We start from the raw sequence: 16,938 nt of genomic DNA, 5'->3' as shown, positions 1-16,938 counted from the left end.
GCGTATAATTTACTTACACCAACAACAATATTTTATTCAAATTTTAAGCAAATCTTTATGGGATATATTGAACCGGCACCAATAAAGGATAAAGAAAATCCATTGGAGTCCATGATGTCCAGATTTGACCTGGCTGCACAGCTGTTAGGCATAGACGAACAAATGTATTATATTTTAAAAGTGCCTGCCAAACAGGTAATTGTAGGTTTACCGATTACCATGGATGATGGCACCATTCGCGTGTTTGAAGGCTACCGGGTAATCCATTCCAATATTTTAGGTCCGGCCAAAGGGGGAATCCGGCTGGATATGGGCGTAAACCTGGATGAAGTACGTGCCCTTGCTGCCTGGATGACCTGGAAATGTGCGGTGGTAGATATTCCATATGGCGGTGCCAAAGGAGGTATCACCTGTAACCCCAGAGCCATGTCGGCTGGTGAAATTGAGCGGTTAATGCGAACCTATACCATTGCCATGCTAGATATTTTCGGTCCGGATCGTGATATTCCCGCTCCTGATATGGGAACTGGTCCCAGGGAAATGGCCTGGCTGATGGACGAATATTCCAAGGCGAAAGGTATGACTGTAAATGCTGTAGTAACCGGAAAACCTCTGGTTTTAGGAGGTTCTTTAGGACGTACAGAAGCCACTGGAAGGGGGGTTATGGTTTCGGCGCTGGCAGCCATGGAAAAACTCAAAATCAACCCATATAAAGCGACTTGTGCTGTACAAGGGTTTGGAAATGTGGGTTCGCATGCGGCTTCGCTGCTACATGAAAGAGGTGTTTCTATCCTGGCCATCAGTGATATTTCCGGCGCTTATTTCAACGACAAGGGTATTGATATTGAGGAAGCCATCCGTTACCGGGATGCCAATAAAGGTACGCTGGAAGGCTACCAACATGCAGAAAAATGCACCAATGAAGACCTGCTGGCGGCCAAAGTAGATGTACTGGTTCCGGCAGCCAAAGAAGATGTTATTACGATGAATAATGTGGCCAGCATCAATGCCAGGCTTATTGTAGAAGGTGCCAATGGGCCAACTTCTGCTAATGCCGATAATGTGATCAATGAAAAAGGAATTATGGTGGTGCCAGATATTCTGGCGAATGCCGGAGGTGTAACCGTATCCTATTTTGAGTGGGTACAAAACCGCCTGGGTTATAAATGGACACTGGAACGGGTGAACCGCCGCAGTGACCGCATCATGAAAGAGGCTTTTGATAAGGTATATGAAGCTTCCGTTCAATACAAAGTTCCCATGCGGATTGCTGCGTATCTGGTGGCCATCGATAAAGTTTCCAAGACCTATAAGTTCCGGGGAGGCTATTAATTTAATTACGAATGACTAATTATGAATTACAAATGAAAACAAACGGTTGAATACTAAGGCTATAGATGATTTTCGCTCGCTCGATCTATTCCCATATTACTTCCAAACAAATGTAATTAGTCATTTGTAATTCGCAATTCGTAATTATCTTTACCGCCAGCTAACGTTTTTACCATGACTATCCACAAAGAAGGATATAAGATATTATTGGTTCTGTTGGTAATACTCACCGGAATAAATCTGGTGGTGTATTACTATATGCCCAACAATGAAATCTTTCAGAATGCTTTCCTGACCTTCAGCGTATTATTCTATTTCCTGATTTTACAGTTCTTCCGTAATCCCAGGCGGAATATTTCTCTCAATGAAAGGCACGTAATTGCTCCGGCAGATGGGAAAGTAGTTGTGATTGAAGAAGTAGTGGAAACAGAATATTTTAACGATAAACGCCGGCAGATCTCTATTTTTATGTCGCCGGTGAACGTGCATATCAACCGGAATCCGATAGAAGGGGTAGTAAAATATTTTAAATACCATGCCGGAAAATATCTGGTGGCCTGGCATCCTAAATCAAGTACCGAGAACGAACGCACCACTATTGTAGTAAAAGCAAAAAATGAAGTGGAAATTCTCATGCGCCAGATTGCCGGTGCTTTAGCCAAGCGGATTGTATGGTATGTAAAAGAAGGGCAAGAGGTTAGTCAGGGAGAAGAATTTGGCTTTATCAAGTTTGGTTCCCGGGTAGATGTATTTTTACCTCTTACGGCAAAGGTGCTTGTCAACCTGGGTGAAAAAACTGTAGGTGGTGTTACAGTAATTGCTGAATTAGTGGAAGATACTGTAGAAGACAATCTCCTTATATAAGATATATTTTATTCCTTAATTGAATAAAAACAGCGGACCTATGATCCGCTGTTTTTGCATATGTCAATTGCTGAGTTTTACAAAACACTTTCCACAATCCGCATCACCTTCTCTAGCCCGGCTTTATCCTGCTCGTCAAAATCATCGAGTTTGTCGCTATCCACATCCAGAACCAGGGCTACTTTTCCGTTTTTAAAAGCCGGTAACACAATTTCCGATTTTGAGTCAGAACTACAGGCAATATGCCCGGGAAACTGCTCTACATCCGGAACTATAATGGTTTCCTGCCGGGTATAACAGGCACCGCAAACGCCTTTGTCAAAATCGATTCTGGTACAGGCAATCGGTCCCTGGAATGGACCAACTACCAGTTGATTGTCTTTCACCAGGTAAAATCCCACCCAGAAGAAACCAAAGGTTTGTTTGAGCGCCGCAGCAATATTAGCCAGGTTCGCGGTCTGGTCTGATTCTCCTGCTACGAGTGCGGCAATTTGTGGCACCAGTGTATCATATAACTCTTTCTTTTCTGTGGTTGAGGCAATAATTAAGTTTTCAGCCATATAATATTTTATCTATATTCTTACTACTAACAAACGAACTACCTATTCTGTTGCAAATTCCACTTTCCGGTATATATCTGCTATAGCAATCGCAACCCCAATGGAAGGAAATTGCACTACTGAATCCATGCCTTCAGTAAAGGTATACAACCAGTGGTTCTCATCCTGGCGCACAAATGTTTCTACCAACGGCTCTGCCTGGGAGATGAGTACATACTCTTTGAATGAAGATAAAGTCTGGTATTTTTTAAACTTCTTTCCCCGGTCGTAGCGTTCCGTGGAATCGGATAAAACTTCTACCACCAGTAAAGGATTTGTTACAATATCGTTGCGCCCTTCCGCATATTCCACTTTTCCGCAAATTACCTGTGCATCAGGATATACATAAGATTCAGCCGCATCTATTGCCGTTTTCATATCACTGCTAAACACACGGCAGTTTTTATTACCTAAGGCAATATTCAATGCTGTAATGATATTTCCGGTAATCAAGGAATGGTTTGCTGTCCCACCTGACATGGCAAACACTTCGCCATTTTCAAATTCAAATTTATCTTCTGAAGTTTCTTCTAAAGCAAAGTATTCTTCTTTGGTGTAGGGCTGTTTTTGAGTTGAAAAATTGCGCATGTTTATTGGTTAATAGCTATTCGTAATTAGTAATTATATTATCAGCTTCCGATCAACACAAATGCTCCCCAGAAATAGGGACTCTTATATTTGACTTTTAGTTCCTGTTGTGCCATTTTAAATGCCTGGGCTTTGTTATTCGTTTGCAGCCAGTTTTTATAAAAACTGCTCATCAGTTGCTGGGTAGCGGCATCATCTACTTTCCATAAGCTCATAATGATTGATTTAGCGCCAGCTACCTGGAAAGCCCGCTGCAAACCATATACGCCTTCCCCATTCTGTACCTCGCCCAAGCCGGTTTCGCAGGCAGAAAGCACTACCATATCTGTCTGGTCTAAAGGAAGGTTCATGGCTTCATACGCTGTGAGAACGCCGTTATCGCTGCTTTTGGTTTCCCTGGTATCCATATTCTCTGTGGTTTGTTCGGCGCCAGCCAGCATTAATCCCGAGCGCAACAAGGGGTTTTCTCTGGCCTTATCTGGCTCTATGCCAAATATCTTTTCATCTGAGTCACCTATATCATTGAGAAAAAAGCCATGGGTAGCAATATGCAGAATTCTGGGGTTAGCTACTGTTTTTATCTGTTCTTCAGAGGCATCATTCTGCATCAAAGTTTTTACTGGATACCCTTTAGCTGCCAGCACTTTCTTTATATTATCTATTTCCACTTTGGTGCCAGGCAGGGGATTAATGGTGCCTTTTGCGCCATAGTTCGGGAATCCAACCAGAGTTGCCTGTAGCTTCGTTTTGGTGGGTGCTGTACCGGAAGCCAGTAGATCTTTGGTATTGGTGAGCAGTACAAAATTTTTGTTATCCAGCAGGTATTTTCCTGGCGAAACCTGCAAGGTATTCAGATTGATCTGGTTATACACGCCATCGAGCGAAAGATATACTGTCTTTTTGCCTGTAAGCGCTCCATCTATTTTGCTCCAGTACTGCTGGTAAGAAAACTGGTCGTCTGTTTTTTTGCGGATGGCATTTTTGTAATAATTGTAATACTTGGTTTCGAGCTCCTTTCCGTTTTCGAGCAATACAAGTTGTGGCAGTGGTTTTTCCTTAGTCAGAATAAGTGCCGCATAATAAGTAGAATCCCGGAATACGATGTCGAATTTTTTAAAATGAATTACCTCGACGGCGGCTTCCTCTGGCTTTAGTTTGGCCGTAATATCTTTCAGTGTAATCGCCTTCTGTTCGTAACCCTGTGTAAACAAACTCGATTTCTGAGATAGCTCTTTTTCGGTAGCATTGGCCACTCTTTCAAGGGAATCCAGGTTAATTCTTTCTGCGGCCAGCTCTTCCTTACTATAGGTGTACCATTTGGCCAGGGTTTCTTTCTGGTCGAGCCAGCGCAGGTATTGCCGGATAAGCACGCCATCTTTACTGGCCAGGATCTGGTGCTTGATTTTGTTGGTCGCATTGAGAAGCAAAGCTTTGGTGGCCAGCTGGTAATTGTACATATCTCCGGCTATTTCCGGATGGCTGGGCAAAGCAGTTAAAGCAAATGAATTGAATCGCTGAAACTTCGGACGCAGTTTTTCCCAGAATTTTCCTTTTTCCCTTTCACTCATCGAAGGAAAGAAATTCCGGACCAGCATCATATCTTTATCAAGTACTTGTTTGAATAAGGCGTATGCTTCGCTGATCTGTTTTTTCTGCCACTGCAACAAAGCCATATGTTCCAGAGAAGCAATATAATCGGGATGATTTTCGCCCAGGGTATTTTTGCGGATGGTCACCGCCTGGCTCAACAAGGGAGCTGATTGGTCGAGTTTGCCGGTGATGCGGTAAAAATTGCCCAGGTTGCTGACCGCTCCGGCATAGGAAGGGTGATTTTCTCCAAACTTCTTTTTGTAAATGTCTGATGATTTTTTCAGCAATTCCTCCACTTTATCGCTTTTGCCCATTTGAACATACAATGCTGCCAGCTGGTTGAGCAAAGCCGCATAATCCGGGTGATGGGTGCCCAGGCGTTTTTCTTTGATTTTAATGGCTTTTAAGTATTCCTGTTCTGCTTCCTGATAGCGGCCCATGTCCTTATAGAGCAAAGCCAGATTGGTCAATAGGCGGTTGTAGTTGGGAGACTTTTCATCCATATTTTTTGCCGCTATATCTATGGCTTTTTTCATCTGCTTTTCTGCCTCCTGGTAACGTCCGATGGTCTGGTAGAGAACCGCCTGGTTGTTTATCGTGATGGCATAAGGCATGGAGGCAGGACCTTTTGTTTTGTCATGAATGGCCAAGGCTTCTTCCAGCAGTTTTTCGGCTTCATCGTATTTGCCCATGTCTTTATAAAGCACGCCCAGGTTATTAACAGAAGCGCCATATCCGGCTTCATTATCGCTCATTTTTTCCTTACGTAATTCCAGGGCATGTTTGGTATAGGTTTCTGCTAGAGAATAGCGCCCGGTGGTATGATACAGCAGTCCCAGATTACTAAGCGTAAGCGGATACAGGTTATCGGCCTCCAGATTATCTTTTTCAAGCATGGCAAGGGTGCTCAAAAAATAGAGTTCCGACAATTTATATTTATTGCCCGCATAAAACAACTCTCCGGCTCCATTGGTATTAGCGGCTTTTTCCCTGGCGCTTTCCTCCCGTTTATCGCTGCTTTGCAGGTAAGTCAGTAAAATTTTCTGCGAACGCTCCCCATTTTCATTGTTTTCATATAGCCCGGCATTGTCGCTGAGCGAAATGGCATAATTGAAGTTAGTTTCGTCGTAGTTTTTGCGGGCATCAGAAAGTTTATCCGTCAGTTTATTCATCGCTTTATTGCGCAGTTCTTTGTCATTCAGCTTATCATTGATGTAGCTTTTCAAAGGGTTCTGGGCAAACACCGGAATGCCATACAGACATACCACAAAAACGGCAATAAGGCAGTAAATTCTTTTTACAAAGGAAGGGTAAAGAATACGCATACGTTTAATGGATTAAGAAAAACAGCTACAGCAAACCCAAATATGATCTGATAAAAGGCTGCCGCATGCTGATGTTAACTGTATTTATTGCGTTGCCCTGATTTAGTAACCCGAACTTTGTTACCTGTGATATTTCACAAATAAAGATACATGATTTAGAGGCTTTTATCACCATGAGAAAGCGAAACCTGATACATATTCTCTATAATTCAAATCAACTTGCTGATAAGATAAAAGCAAGATTGGAAATAGATAAACAGGAATAATTTTTAAATTGACACAGGCCATTATATTTGAATGAGATATTTAATCCTGATACTGCTTATCGCACTTTTGAACTGCTCCCAAAAACAAGCGTCTGCTGTTAACCCGGAACTATTGATAAACAAGTTCTGGATACATAGTCTTACTATAGACTCGAATAGTATTGTTCCAATGTACAATCAACTGATCTGGAAGTTTGACAGTACATTCTTAGATGAATATGATTTTTTAAGTTCCAGTAGTGAATATAGTCTCAAAGAAGATACACTGACTGTTTTCAAAAATAATGAAGACCAGAAGAATTCCTTACCTAAGCAAATTTACTTCAAAGCTAAAATACAAAAACTAACCCCTGACTCACTCCAGTTACTTTATTTATCAGACGATTCATTATCTGATCATTTTTCTTTCAAAAGAAACCAGCTTATCACATTCTTTCACGAACAACTCAATTATGACTCATCTTTAGTCATAAATAGAATTACCTTCTCTACGAGAGAATGCATTTGGGGAACATGCCCTGTATTAAAATTGGAATTATTATCTGTTAAAAGGCTTCTTTTTGAAGGTATTGAAAATACCAGACAGTTTAAAGGAATATTTCAGGGAAGGGTAGCAGATTCTATATATTCTAAAATAGAAAACCATCTGAAGCTTGCCAATATAGCAACAATGGATACACTGCTGCCAGGAATTATTGATGGTCAAAGATTTGAATTAATCCTTCATTTCAATAATAATCAATACAAGAAAATCACTGGCACTATTGATCATTTTTGTTTGGGATGTGATGACGTACAAGATATTGCCGGATACAGACGTTTGCAATCTGCTGTATATCTACTCGACAGATTATATTTAGATGTTCCCTTAAAAAAGTTGGAAGAACTAAAATAAGATACTGCCATCGGGTGAAAAATCTGAAAAATAGCCTTATTTTTAAAGGATTCTCAAAACCTGAACCCAATGCAATCAAATACCATTCAATCCATAACCCAGGGAATTTTCCGGCTGGGTTGTTTGTCAGGGCTGGTCTGGCTTGCAGCCTGCCAGTCAAATACTTCAACATCTGAAACTGCCACCACAATGAAAGTAAATGCTACACCGCCTGTTGCTAAAAGTATCCCTAAAACGCTTACTTCCAACGGCATCTCCCGCACCGACAATTATTACTGGCTTCGGGAACGGGAAAATCCGGAAGTGATCTCTTATCTGGAAGCCGAAAATAAATACCTGGACACGGCGCTGGCAGATACGAAAGGATTGCAGGAAGATTTGTTCAATGAAATGAAAGGCCGCATTAAAGAAAAAGACGAATCTGCTCCCTATCTGGATAATGGGTATTATTATTATTCACGCTATGAAGAAGGCTTCGAATATCCCATTTATTGCCGCAAGAAAGGCTCTCTGCAAGCCGCTGAGGAGATATTATTGAATGTAAATGATATGGCCAAAGGACATGAGTATTACAATGTTTCCGGCTTGGATGTAAGCGATAATAACCAACTTCTGGCTTATGCCGACGATACGGTAAGCCGCCGCCTGTATACCATCCGGTTTAAAAATCTGGCAACCGGAGAAATATACCCGGAAGCGATTTCCAATGTATCTCCCGGCGTTGCCTGGACCACTGATAACAAAACGCTATTTTATGCAAAGAAAGATGTAGGAACGCTCCTTCCCTACCAGGTTTACAAACATGTACTGGGTACAGACCCTAAGACCGATAAACTGGTATATGAAGAAAAAGATAACACCTTCGGTACCGGAATTTTTCGAAGTAAATCCAAAAAATATGTTATGCTGTATATGGGCAGCACCCTGTCTTCTGAAATGCGCTACCTGGATGCCTCCCAGCCGGATGCTCCGCTAAAAGTATTGCTTCCCAGGGAGAAAGACCATGAGTATATGGCAGAGCATTTTGGAGATAAGTTCTATATCCGCACCAACTGGCAGGCACAGAATTTCCGCCTGATGGAAGTTCCGGTAGCGCAAAGTGCCAGCAAAACAGCCTGGAAAGAAGTGATCCCCAACCGGGAAGATGTGTATCTGGAAAATTTTGAAGTATTTAAAAATAACCTCGTGTTAGGCGAACGTAAAGAAGGTTTATTGCAACTCCGCATTATCAATTGGCAGGACAAAAGCGAACATTATATTGACTTTGGCGAACCTACGTATGTTGCCTATACCGAAATAAACCCCGATTTTAATACCTCAGTTTTGCGCTACGGCTACTCTTCCCTTACCACACCAAGCTCGGTATATGAGTATAATATGGACACCAAGGAGAAAAAACTTTTAAAACAACAGGAAGTATTAGGCGGATTTAAGGCTGAAAATTATCAGTCAGAAAGGGTATATGCTACGGCCAGAGACGGGGTAAAAATTCCGATTTCCCTGGTTTACCGCAAGGGCATCCATAAAGATGGCAACAATCCTTTGTATCAGTATGCCTATGGTTCCTACGGTTACAGCACCGATGCCAACTTTAGTGCTTCCCGACTCAGTTTACTTGACCGTGGATTTATCTATGCGATTGTACACATCCGGGGTGGTCAGGAAATGGGACGCAAATGGTATGAAGACGGCAAGCTGCTTAAAAAGAAGAATACGTTTACTGATTTTATCGATTGCTCTGAGTTTTTAATCAAAGAAAAATACACCAGCAAAGAGAAGTTAGCTGCCATGGGCGGAAGCGCCGGCGGTTTACTGATGGGTGCCATAGTAAATATGCGTCCGGATTTGTACAAAGCGGTAGTAGCGCATGTACCGTTTGTTGACGTGATCAATACCATGCTGGATGAAAGTATTCCGCTTACTACCGGGGAATATGACGAATGGGGAAATCCGAATACAAAAGAATACTATGATTATATGCTCTCGTATTCTCCCTACGACAATGTAAAAGCCCAGGCCTATCCGCACATGCTGGTAACTACTGGTTTGCATGATTCACAGGTACAATATTGGGAACCAGCCAAATGGGTGGCTAAGCTCCGTACCCTCAAAACAGACGACAATGTACTGCTTCTGCATACCAATATGGATGCTGGTCATGGAGGTGCTTCAGGCAGGTTTAAAAAGTTTAAAGATACCGCCCTGGAATATGCTTTTATCTTCAAGATATTAGGCATCGAGGATAAACCACAAGTGGCCACAGCTGAGTAAATCTTAGTTCTCTTTATCATTTATATACCAATGGCTGCTCTTTCCGGGAACAGCCATTGGTGTTTTAGAGATGTCTATTTTACGAAAGATGAGATATTTTTTTTGCCTTTTCTGTTAAAAAGCAATGCATCGAGAGAGAATCGTCCCGGACCGGTCAGGAAAAGGAGAATATGTGGAAACAGGAAAGATAGTCCGTGTTCTTTTTCGCTGAACGGATCGTTGGCATGTGCAATAAACACCACTACCAGCATATTAATGATGAGCGGAATGAGCGCCAGCCTTGTAAACAAGCCCAATGCGATCAGTAAACTGCAAAAGAATTCGGCAAAGATGCAAAGTACCAGCGAAAGCTTACTTCCCAGTCCAAAAGGATCAGGAAATGCACTTTTAAATTCACCAAATTTCTGCATTTTCTGAAATCCATATTGCATCAGCAGTCCACCGGTAGAAAGCCGGATAATAAGCAGGCCAAGATCGAGGGCAATAGGTTGTATGGAAAGGAATAGTCTTTTAAAAAGATGCATAGCTACAGGTAGTTTAATTTCACAAAGCAACCAAAGTTTACTCACCTATAATTGTATAAAATATACCTAGGCAATAGGTGAATCCGACAATTTAATAACATCGTTTTTCGATGCAAAGGAAATCTGCACAAAATCCTGTATATTTTGAGATCAAGCCATTCTTATGCAAAAAACCTATTTTATCCTGCTGAGCTTTCTGCTCTGCTCCGCCCTGAGTATAGCCCAGACATCGGCCGACCGGAAAGAAATTCTGCGGGTACTCGATGAACAAACTACCTCCTGGAACCAGGGAAATCTGGAAAAATTTATGGAAGGATACTGGACATCTGACTCATTGAGGTTTATCGGCAAAAATGGCATCACCTACGGCTACAAACAAACCCTGGAAAACTATAAAACCCGTTACCCGGATAAAGACAGCCGGGGAACTTTGCGCTTTGAAATCCTGAGTACAGAATTCATCAGTAAAGATGCGGCCTTTGTGATTGGTAAATTCTTTCTTACCAGGCCAGTGAAAGGAGATGCCAGTGGCCATTTTACTTTATTGTGGCGAAAAATCGGCGGTAAATGGCTTATCGTAGCCGATCATTCCAGCTAAGTAGTTAGGGTATACTAAAACATGCATGGAAGGAGCCACAACAAAAAATCAAACAACATTCCATGAGCGTAGGGATAAATGAAAAGAGGGTGAGCGTTGGAGTGTGGGAGGAAGCATTTTTCATTTTGCCTTTTTATTTTGTTACTCACGCCCAAAACTGGCTCAAACATTCGCATGTTTGCCCTCTTTTGGGCATGTAAAAAAATTAAAGCAAAGACGGCTCAAGTGTTGGATAATTGATTTATTATTCTTGGCTTTCTTGAATCCCAGCCTTTATTTCAAATAAATCTATCAACTTCTAAAACAACTATACCATCACCTATTCACCATTTATGAAAAAACTTTACACCCCTGCACCTTTTTGTATCGCCATCCTTCTATTGCTGTTAAGCCTGGAACTATTCGCCCAGCAGACACTCATTCACTGTGGGAACCTGATTGATGGCCTGCAAAATCAGACGCAATCCCAGATGACCCTGGTAATACAACAAAATAAAATCATCCGCATTGAAAAAGGTTATACCAATCCGGGTTCGGGTGACAAAGTAATTGACCTGAAAAACAAAACTGTGCTTCCTGGACTAATGGATATGCACGTTCACCTGGAAGGAGAAACCAATAAGAACCGCTACCTGGATAATTTCACTCAAAATCCGGCTGATAAGGCTTATGAAGCCGCTGTGTATGCCCGTACAACACTGATGGCCGGATTCACCACCGTACGTGACCTGGGCGGAAGTGGCGTAAATGTTTCGCTACGGAATGCAATCAACAAAGGTCTGGTAATTGGCCCGAGAATATACACCTCCGGAAAATCCATTGCCACTACCGGAGGCCATGCGGACCCTACCAACGGATACCGCAAAGACCTGATGGGTGATCCAGGTCCGGAAGCCGGCGTAGCCAATGGGCCGGACGAGTGCCGCAAAGCCGTAAGGCAACGCTATAAAGATGGCGCTGACCTGATTAAAATTACGGCGACCGGTGGTGTATTAAGCGTAGCCAAAGATGGTTCCAGTCCGCAATTTGCTGAGGATGAAATACGGGCTATTGTAGAAACGGCCAAAGATTATGGATTTAAAGTAGCGGCTCATGCCCATGGAGCCGAAGGGATGAAAAGGGCAGTCCGGGCGGGAGTAACTTCCATTGAACATGGTACGCTGATGGATGACGAAACCATTGCACTGATGAAAAAGAATGGCACTTTCTATGTTCCTACTATTACTGCCGGAAAAACGGTAGCCGATTCAGCCAAAATCCCCAATTATTATCCCGCCGTGATCGTTCCCAAAGCCCTGGCTATTGGCTCGCAAATTCAGGGTACATTCGCCAAAGCCTATAAAGCTGGTGTCAGAATCGCTTTTGGTACTGATGCCGGTGTGTTCCGTCATGGACGAAATGCAGCTGAATTTATATACATGGTGGAAGCTGGCATGCCTCCAATGGCTGCTATTCAATCGGCTACGGTAGTGGCTGCTGAACTGCTGGGAGTAAAAGACCGCTTAGGTTCTCTGGAAGCTGGAAAACTGGCCGATATTATCGCCGTTGAGGGCAATCCCCTTCAAAATATTGCTGCAATGGAGAAAGTAACGTTTGTGATGAGAGAGGGTGTGGTGTATAAGAATGAGTAATCTTCTGGAACCAGGATTTATCGGATTTAAAAATTCACAGGATTAGTCAAATAGGATAATAAAATTTTCCAGAAATTTAACTATGTGAATTAATGATCCAATGATTGTAATTATCGATACTTTCTCTACATATCGAAGTCAAAAAAATACGCCTTTTGTGCTTGTAAGTCATACCAGTAATATTTATGGTAATGCTTTCCATCCGTCCAACTGTATTTCTGTAATTGCTCAATTCTATCTTTGTCCCACCATTCAAAATCATGCTGGATGCCAAAGCCATTATCCAGATTCAAAGTATCTGCGATAAAGTGATGTTTTTCAATGATTTTATCTGAGGTCGCCTGACTACAATTGAAGGAGAACATATAGTCTTGGTCTATGCCAATAACATCATCAAAACAATAAATATTTTTTACATCTGGCGTTATCTCAACTTGAATAAAATCTTTGAATCTGATTTTATTATTGTCGCTGTCGGGTTTAGCAGGATCAAATTGGGGAAATATTGTATCGCTTATTCTCCGGGTTTGCCTTTCTAATATTTTATGAACTTTTTCATTGGTTTTTTCAAGCGCATGTTTCCCCTTTCTGGTGATTTCTTCGCAAGAGGTAGTTAATAGTGCTATTAACAAGAGGATCACTATGATATTTTTTATTTCGATAATGCCAGAATCATCAGGTGAACAATAAATCCTATACTAAAATCCTTCAAAGCCCAAAATCCAACAAATCCAGGTTCCAGACATACTTTACAACAAACTTTTAATAAAAGGGTCTGTATAATCCTTAACAAAAGCCAGTACGTTGGTGTATTGGCTGAAATCTTCCTTGGGATGAGCGGTAGTAATAGCCACACATTTCATTCCGGCATTCTGAGCCGCTTCTACGCCTTTGGGTGCATCTTCAAATACAATACAATTCTCCGGGGAGGCACCCAGTAATTGTGCTGCTTTCAGAAAAGTTTCCGGATGAGGCTTGCTGATGGCTACATCATTGGCACTGACAATGGCTCCGAAATAGTGCCGGATATTCAGGTTATCCAGGGCAAAATCGATGTTGAACGGAATAGCTGCAGAAGCTACCGCTAGTTGAACCGAATGTTCGGCAGCTCTTTTTAAGAGATCATCCAGGCCGTCTATCAATTTGATATGCGGCAAATATTCTTTCTGGTAACGCCGTTCCTTTTCCATTGACCATTTTTCTACATCCTCTTCCGAAAACCGGTTTTTTCCAAAAATACGATCCAGCACTTCTCCGTTTTTTCCGTACATCTGTACTTTCACCTCTTCGTGGGTGAGTTTTGCACCCAAATCTACCGTTAAAATCTGGTACCATGCCCGGCCATGAAAAGCCATATCGTCAATGATTGTTCCATTCAGGTCGAAAAGGAAAGCTTGCTGTTTTTGTGTCATTTATTTTGGAAAGGATGTCTGAATTTATTCAGTGTTAAGAGGTATTCTTTAAAAGAAGGGCCAAAAATACTAAAACATCTAAAACTTTTGTGTAGAGATTTTTCCTATTTACCTTCCGAAAATCTCTATATTGAAAGCGCATCCCTCTAAAACCTATGCTGACTGTTTACCGCTTTCTATTTTTTCTCCTTACCCTAAGTGCTTTTGCAAGCTATGGGCAGACTACTCCCGACAGTGTATTCATTACCTTTCAGACCAATATGGGAGACATAGAAGCGGTATTATATACCAAAAAAGCGCCCATCACCAGTGCCAACTTTCTCAAACATATAGAGACAGGTGCTTTTACTGGCGGTTCTTTCTACCGGACGGTTACACCCACAAATCAACCGCATAATAAAATCCGGATTGAAGTAATACAGGGCGGCGCAAACCCTGCCAATATTGATACGGCTACTGTTATCCCCATTCCTCTGGAAAGAACTTCCAAAACAGGTGTTTTACACAAAAACGGCACACTTTCTATGGCCAGAGATGCACCTGATACCGGAAGTACCGAATTTTTTATTTGTATCGGCGACCAGCCTTCTCTGGATTTTGGTGGCAAACGTAATCCCGATGGACAAGGATTTGCTGCTTTTGGCAGGGTAACCAAAGGCATGGAAGTCGTAAAGAAAATTCAATCTTCGCCAGCCAGTGAACAAAAACTAACCCCATCCATCCAGATTATCCGCATTTCCAGGAAATAAGTTTAATTGGCATTTGTCAGTAGTTATCGGACATTGGTAATAGTGGTGATATACACCTCTTTTTACTAATGACCTATGACTACTGACCATTAACTACTGCCAATCATTCTTTCCCTGTAAAAAAATATTTTATAGCTGTATAATACTACTGCCAGAGTTATGTGTAGTAATAATATATCAGCCGTACGACTATTTTCTGATTCTATTTAAACCTTTATCAAACGCACCCGATGGAAAACTTTGATCAGAAGTTGGTCAATTATGTACAGGGCAAATGTTCCCCTGAAGAAGCAAAAGAGGTTCAGCAATGGCTCTCCACTCCGGAGGGAGAAAAGTACTTATTTTCTCAAATGGACCAGGATATGGCACTGCTGGAACGAAAACCGGAAATTATGCGAAACCATCCGGTACAATCTCTGCTGCTCTACCATAAAATAACAGAGGCTATTGCCAGCCAGCAGCCAGTCGCTCCGGAAAAATCCTCTATTCACATTCCGTCCCAGCGTAAAACTGGTTACTTATCCAGATGGTATCAAATCGCAGCGGTTCTCACTGGCTTGCTCATCGTTGCTTTCGCCTCCTGGTTAATCTGGGGACAAGAAAACAAAATTACCCACCAGACTGCCTATGGCGAAACCAAACAGGTTACCCTGCCCGATGGCTCAACTGTTTTTTTGAATGGAAATACCAGCCTGAGTTATGCCGAAAACTGGGATGCGCAGCAGGCAAGAAGGGTATGGCTGGAGGGAGAAGCTTTCTTTTCCGTTATTCATACGGCCAATGACCAGCGTTTCTTTGTACACACATCTGAGGACTTTAATGTAGAAGTATTGGGTACTACCTTTAATGTGCTCAAGCGGAAAGATAAAACAAAAGTTACCCTCAACACTGGTAAAATCCGGCTTAATCTGAAAGAAACTATCTCAGCAGAACCTATTCTGATGAAGCCCGGCGAACTGGTAGAAGTGAATGATGCCTCGTCAAAAATTATTAAAAAGGCTGTAAATCCGGAGATATATTCTTCCTGGAAAAGCAGCAAAATGTCTTTCGAAGATACCAGTCTGGCCGATATTATCGTGCTTCTGGAACAAACCTATGGGCTGACAGTAGAAATATCTGATCCTTCCCTGTTACAGCTTAAATTTAATGGTACCGTACCCAGCGACAATGTAGATATCCTGCTGGAAGGGCTTTCCCAGTTATTCGACCTGAATATTAAGCGGCAAGACAACCATATACTCTTTAAAGCGAACAAATAATCCATCTCATATCAACCAACCTTTATTAACCGAAATGCTTATGAAAAAAATTTTAAATTTTGTATGCAGCACACTCATCGTTTTGAGTTATTTGCACGTACCCATCCATGCGCAAACGCTGGCTACTACCAGTGGGTATGAATTAGCATATTCCGGCAGCCCGCAAAGCCAGGCGACAACTCTAAAATATGCCCTTTCTGAACTTGAATCTACATTTAAAGTTTCATTCATCTATAAAAGTGAACTGATTGGAATAAAGATAGATAATTACCAGAAAAATTCTTTTGCCACCGTAGAAGAAGCCCTGGAAGCCTTATTAAAGCCCCGTGGGTTAAATTACCGCAAAGTACGCGACAACTTCTACATTGTGCTGAAGAATGAAGCACAAACCCGCCATATACGTAAAATTAACCAGTGGCAGGAAGCAGCCGCTGAACCGGATGTGCCGGGAAAACTGCTGGTGGAACGGGTAGGCCGCCTGGGATTGGTACTCAACAAGATCGCTGATATTGCTGTAAGCGGGAAAGTAACTTCTGAAACAGGTGAAGGTCTGCCTGGGGTAAATGTAACTGTTAAATCCACTACGATCGGTACCATTACTGATGTGAATGGAAACTACCGGCTTACCGCGCCTGAGAATGCAACACTGGTGTTCAGTTATATAGGCTATACCACCGAAGAGATCGCTATCGGCACCCGCACCACCATCGATATACAGATGACACCGGATGTGAAAGCACTTTCAGAAGTAGTGGTAATAGGTTATGGAACGCAGGAACGGGCCAAAGTTACTGGTGCTATTTCTTCCATTTCCTCCGATGAGATCAATGCCTTGCCGGTAGCCAGCCTGGATGCCGCCTTACAAGGCAGAGCTGCCGGCGTTACCATCACCAACCGGGGTGCTCCGGGAACCAATCCAACTGTGCGTATCCGGGGGTAGGCACTATAGGCAATACCGATCCTTTGTATGTGATTGATGGGGTACCAGCAGGTGGCCTTAATTCCATCAACCCGAATGATATCGAATCCATAGAG

The 16,938-nt window shown here is 42.2% G+C and carries 14 protein-coding genes and 1 pseudogene; 9 read left to right on the top strand and 6 right to left on the bottom strand.

Features of this window, described 5'->3' with window-relative positions; translation table 11 throughout:
- The first annotated feature begins 57 nt into the window (after positions 1–57).
- Both GXP67_RS25240 and GXP67_RS25235 read left to right on the top strand, forming a co-directional pair.
- Complete coding sequence (locus tag GXP67_RS25240) at positions 58–1,332, top strand: Glu/Leu/Phe/Val family dehydrogenase (RefSeq protein ID WP_162445689.1); 1,275 nt, start codon at positions 58–60, stop codon at positions 1,330–1,332.
- A 174-nt stretch (positions 1,333–1,506) separates the two neighbouring features.
- Entirely contained in the window at positions 1,507–2,196 is a 690-nt protein-coding gene (locus GXP67_RS25235) for a phosphatidylserine decarboxylase family protein (RefSeq protein ID WP_162445688.1), read from the top strand.
- A 77-nt stretch (positions 2,197–2,273) separates the two neighbouring features.
- Here the strand turns inward: GXP67_RS25235 and GXP67_RS25230 are convergent, their stop codons facing one another.
- From GXP67_RS25230 to GXP67_RS25220, 3 genes are read right to left on the bottom strand one after another with little or no spacing between them, the layout of a single operon-like run.
- On the bottom strand, positions 2,274–2,756 hold the full coding sequence (locus tag GXP67_RS25230; RefSeq protein WP_162445687.1) for a free L-methionine (R)-S-oxide reductase MsrC: 483 nt from the start codon (positions 2,754–2,756) through the stop codon (positions 2,274–2,276).
- 42 nt (positions 2,757–2,798) lie between these two features.
- Entirely contained in the window at positions 2,799–3,383 is a 585-nt protein-coding gene (locus tag GXP67_RS25225) for a Uma2 family endonuclease (protein ID WP_162445686.1), read from the bottom strand.
- A 41-nt stretch (positions 3,384–3,424) separates the two neighbouring features.
- Positions 3,425–6,298 carry a CHAT domain-containing protein gene (locus tag GXP67_RS25220; RefSeq protein WP_162445685.1) on the bottom strand — a complete coding sequence of 958 codons (2,874 nt, stop codon included), beginning with the start codon at positions 6,296–6,298 and terminating at the stop codon, positions 3,425–3,427.
- A gap of 297 nt (positions 6,299–6,595) precedes the next feature.
- Here GXP67_RS25220 and GXP67_RS25215 point away from each other — a divergent pair, with 297 nt between their 5' ends.
- Together GXP67_RS25215 and GXP67_RS25210 are read left to right on the top strand one after the other, a co-directional pair.
- Positions 6,596–7,459 (top strand): DUF6438 domain-containing protein, encoded by an 864-nt coding sequence (locus GXP67_RS25215; protein WP_162445684.1) that lies wholly within the window; start codon positions 6,596–6,598, stop codon positions 7,457–7,459.
- A gap of 189 nt (positions 7,460–7,648) precedes the next feature.
- Complete coding sequence (locus tag GXP67_RS25210; RefSeq protein ID WP_197901768.1) at positions 7,649–9,730, top strand: S9 family peptidase; 2,082 nt, start codon at positions 7,649–7,651, stop codon at positions 9,728–9,730.
- 74 nt (positions 9,731–9,804) lie between these two features.
- On the opposite strand, the gene GXP67_RS25205 is transcribed toward GXP67_RS25210, so the two are convergent.
- A complete protein-coding gene (locus GXP67_RS25205) occupies positions 9,805–10,254 on the bottom strand; it encodes a DoxX family protein (RefSeq protein ID WP_162445682.1) in 450 nt (149 codons plus the stop codon).
- A 163-nt stretch (positions 10,255–10,417) separates the two neighbouring features.
- Here GXP67_RS25205 and GXP67_RS25200 point away from each other — a divergent pair, with 163 nt between their 5' ends.
- Both GXP67_RS25200 and GXP67_RS25195 read left to right on the top strand, forming a co-directional pair.
- Complete coding sequence (locus GXP67_RS25200; RefSeq protein ID WP_162445681.1) at positions 10,418–10,852, top strand: YybH family protein; 435 nt, start codon at positions 10,418–10,420, stop codon at positions 10,850–10,852.
- Positions 10,853–11,184: 332 nt separating this feature from the next.
- Positions 11,185–12,483: a metal-dependent hydrolase family protein gene (locus tag GXP67_RS25195; protein ID WP_162445680.1), complete on the top strand. Its 1,299-nt coding sequence runs from the start codon at positions 11,185–11,187 to the stop codon at positions 12,481–12,483.
- 125 nt (positions 12,484–12,608) lie between these two features.
- Here GXP67_RS25195 and GXP67_RS25190 read toward each other — a convergent pair whose 3' ends face one another.
- Complete coding sequence (locus tag GXP67_RS25190) at positions 12,609–13,115, bottom strand: hypothetical protein (RefSeq protein ID WP_197901566.1); 507 nt, start codon at positions 13,113–13,115, stop codon at positions 12,609–12,611.
- A gap of 117 nt (positions 13,116–13,232) precedes the next feature.
- A complete protein-coding gene (locus GXP67_RS25185; protein WP_162445679.1) occupies positions 13,233–13,895 on the bottom strand; it encodes an HAD family hydrolase in 663 nt (220 codons plus the stop codon).
- Between the two features lie 155 nt (positions 13,896–14,050).
- On the opposite strand from GXP67_RS25185, the gene GXP67_RS25180 reads away from it, so the two are divergent.
- The 3 genes and pseudogenes from GXP67_RS25180 to GXP67_RS37520 all read left to right on the top strand — a co-directional run.
- Entirely contained in the window at positions 14,051–14,644 is a 594-nt protein-coding gene (locus tag GXP67_RS25180; RefSeq protein WP_162445678.1) for a peptidylprolyl isomerase, read from the top strand.
- A 230-nt stretch (positions 14,645–14,874) separates the two neighbouring features.
- Positions 14,875–15,903 (top strand): FecR family protein, encoded by a 1,029-nt coding sequence (locus GXP67_RS25175; RefSeq protein ID WP_162445677.1) that lies wholly within the window; start codon positions 14,875–14,877, stop codon positions 15,901–15,903.
- Between the two features lie 34 nt (positions 15,904–15,937).
- Positions 15,938–16,935, top strand: a pseudogene (locus tag GXP67_RS37520) (carboxypeptidase-like regulatory domain-containing protein); the annotation flags it as partial.
- Positions 16,936–16,938: the final 3 nt, after the last annotated feature.

The organism is Rhodocytophaga rosea (assembly GCF_010119975.1).
Lineage (GTDB): Bacteria > Bacteroidota > Bacteroidia > Cytophagales > 172606-1 > Rhodocytophaga > Rhodocytophaga rosea.
Note: the sequence above shows the minus strand (reverse complement) of the source record. Positions and strands in the feature narration are given on the sequence as shown.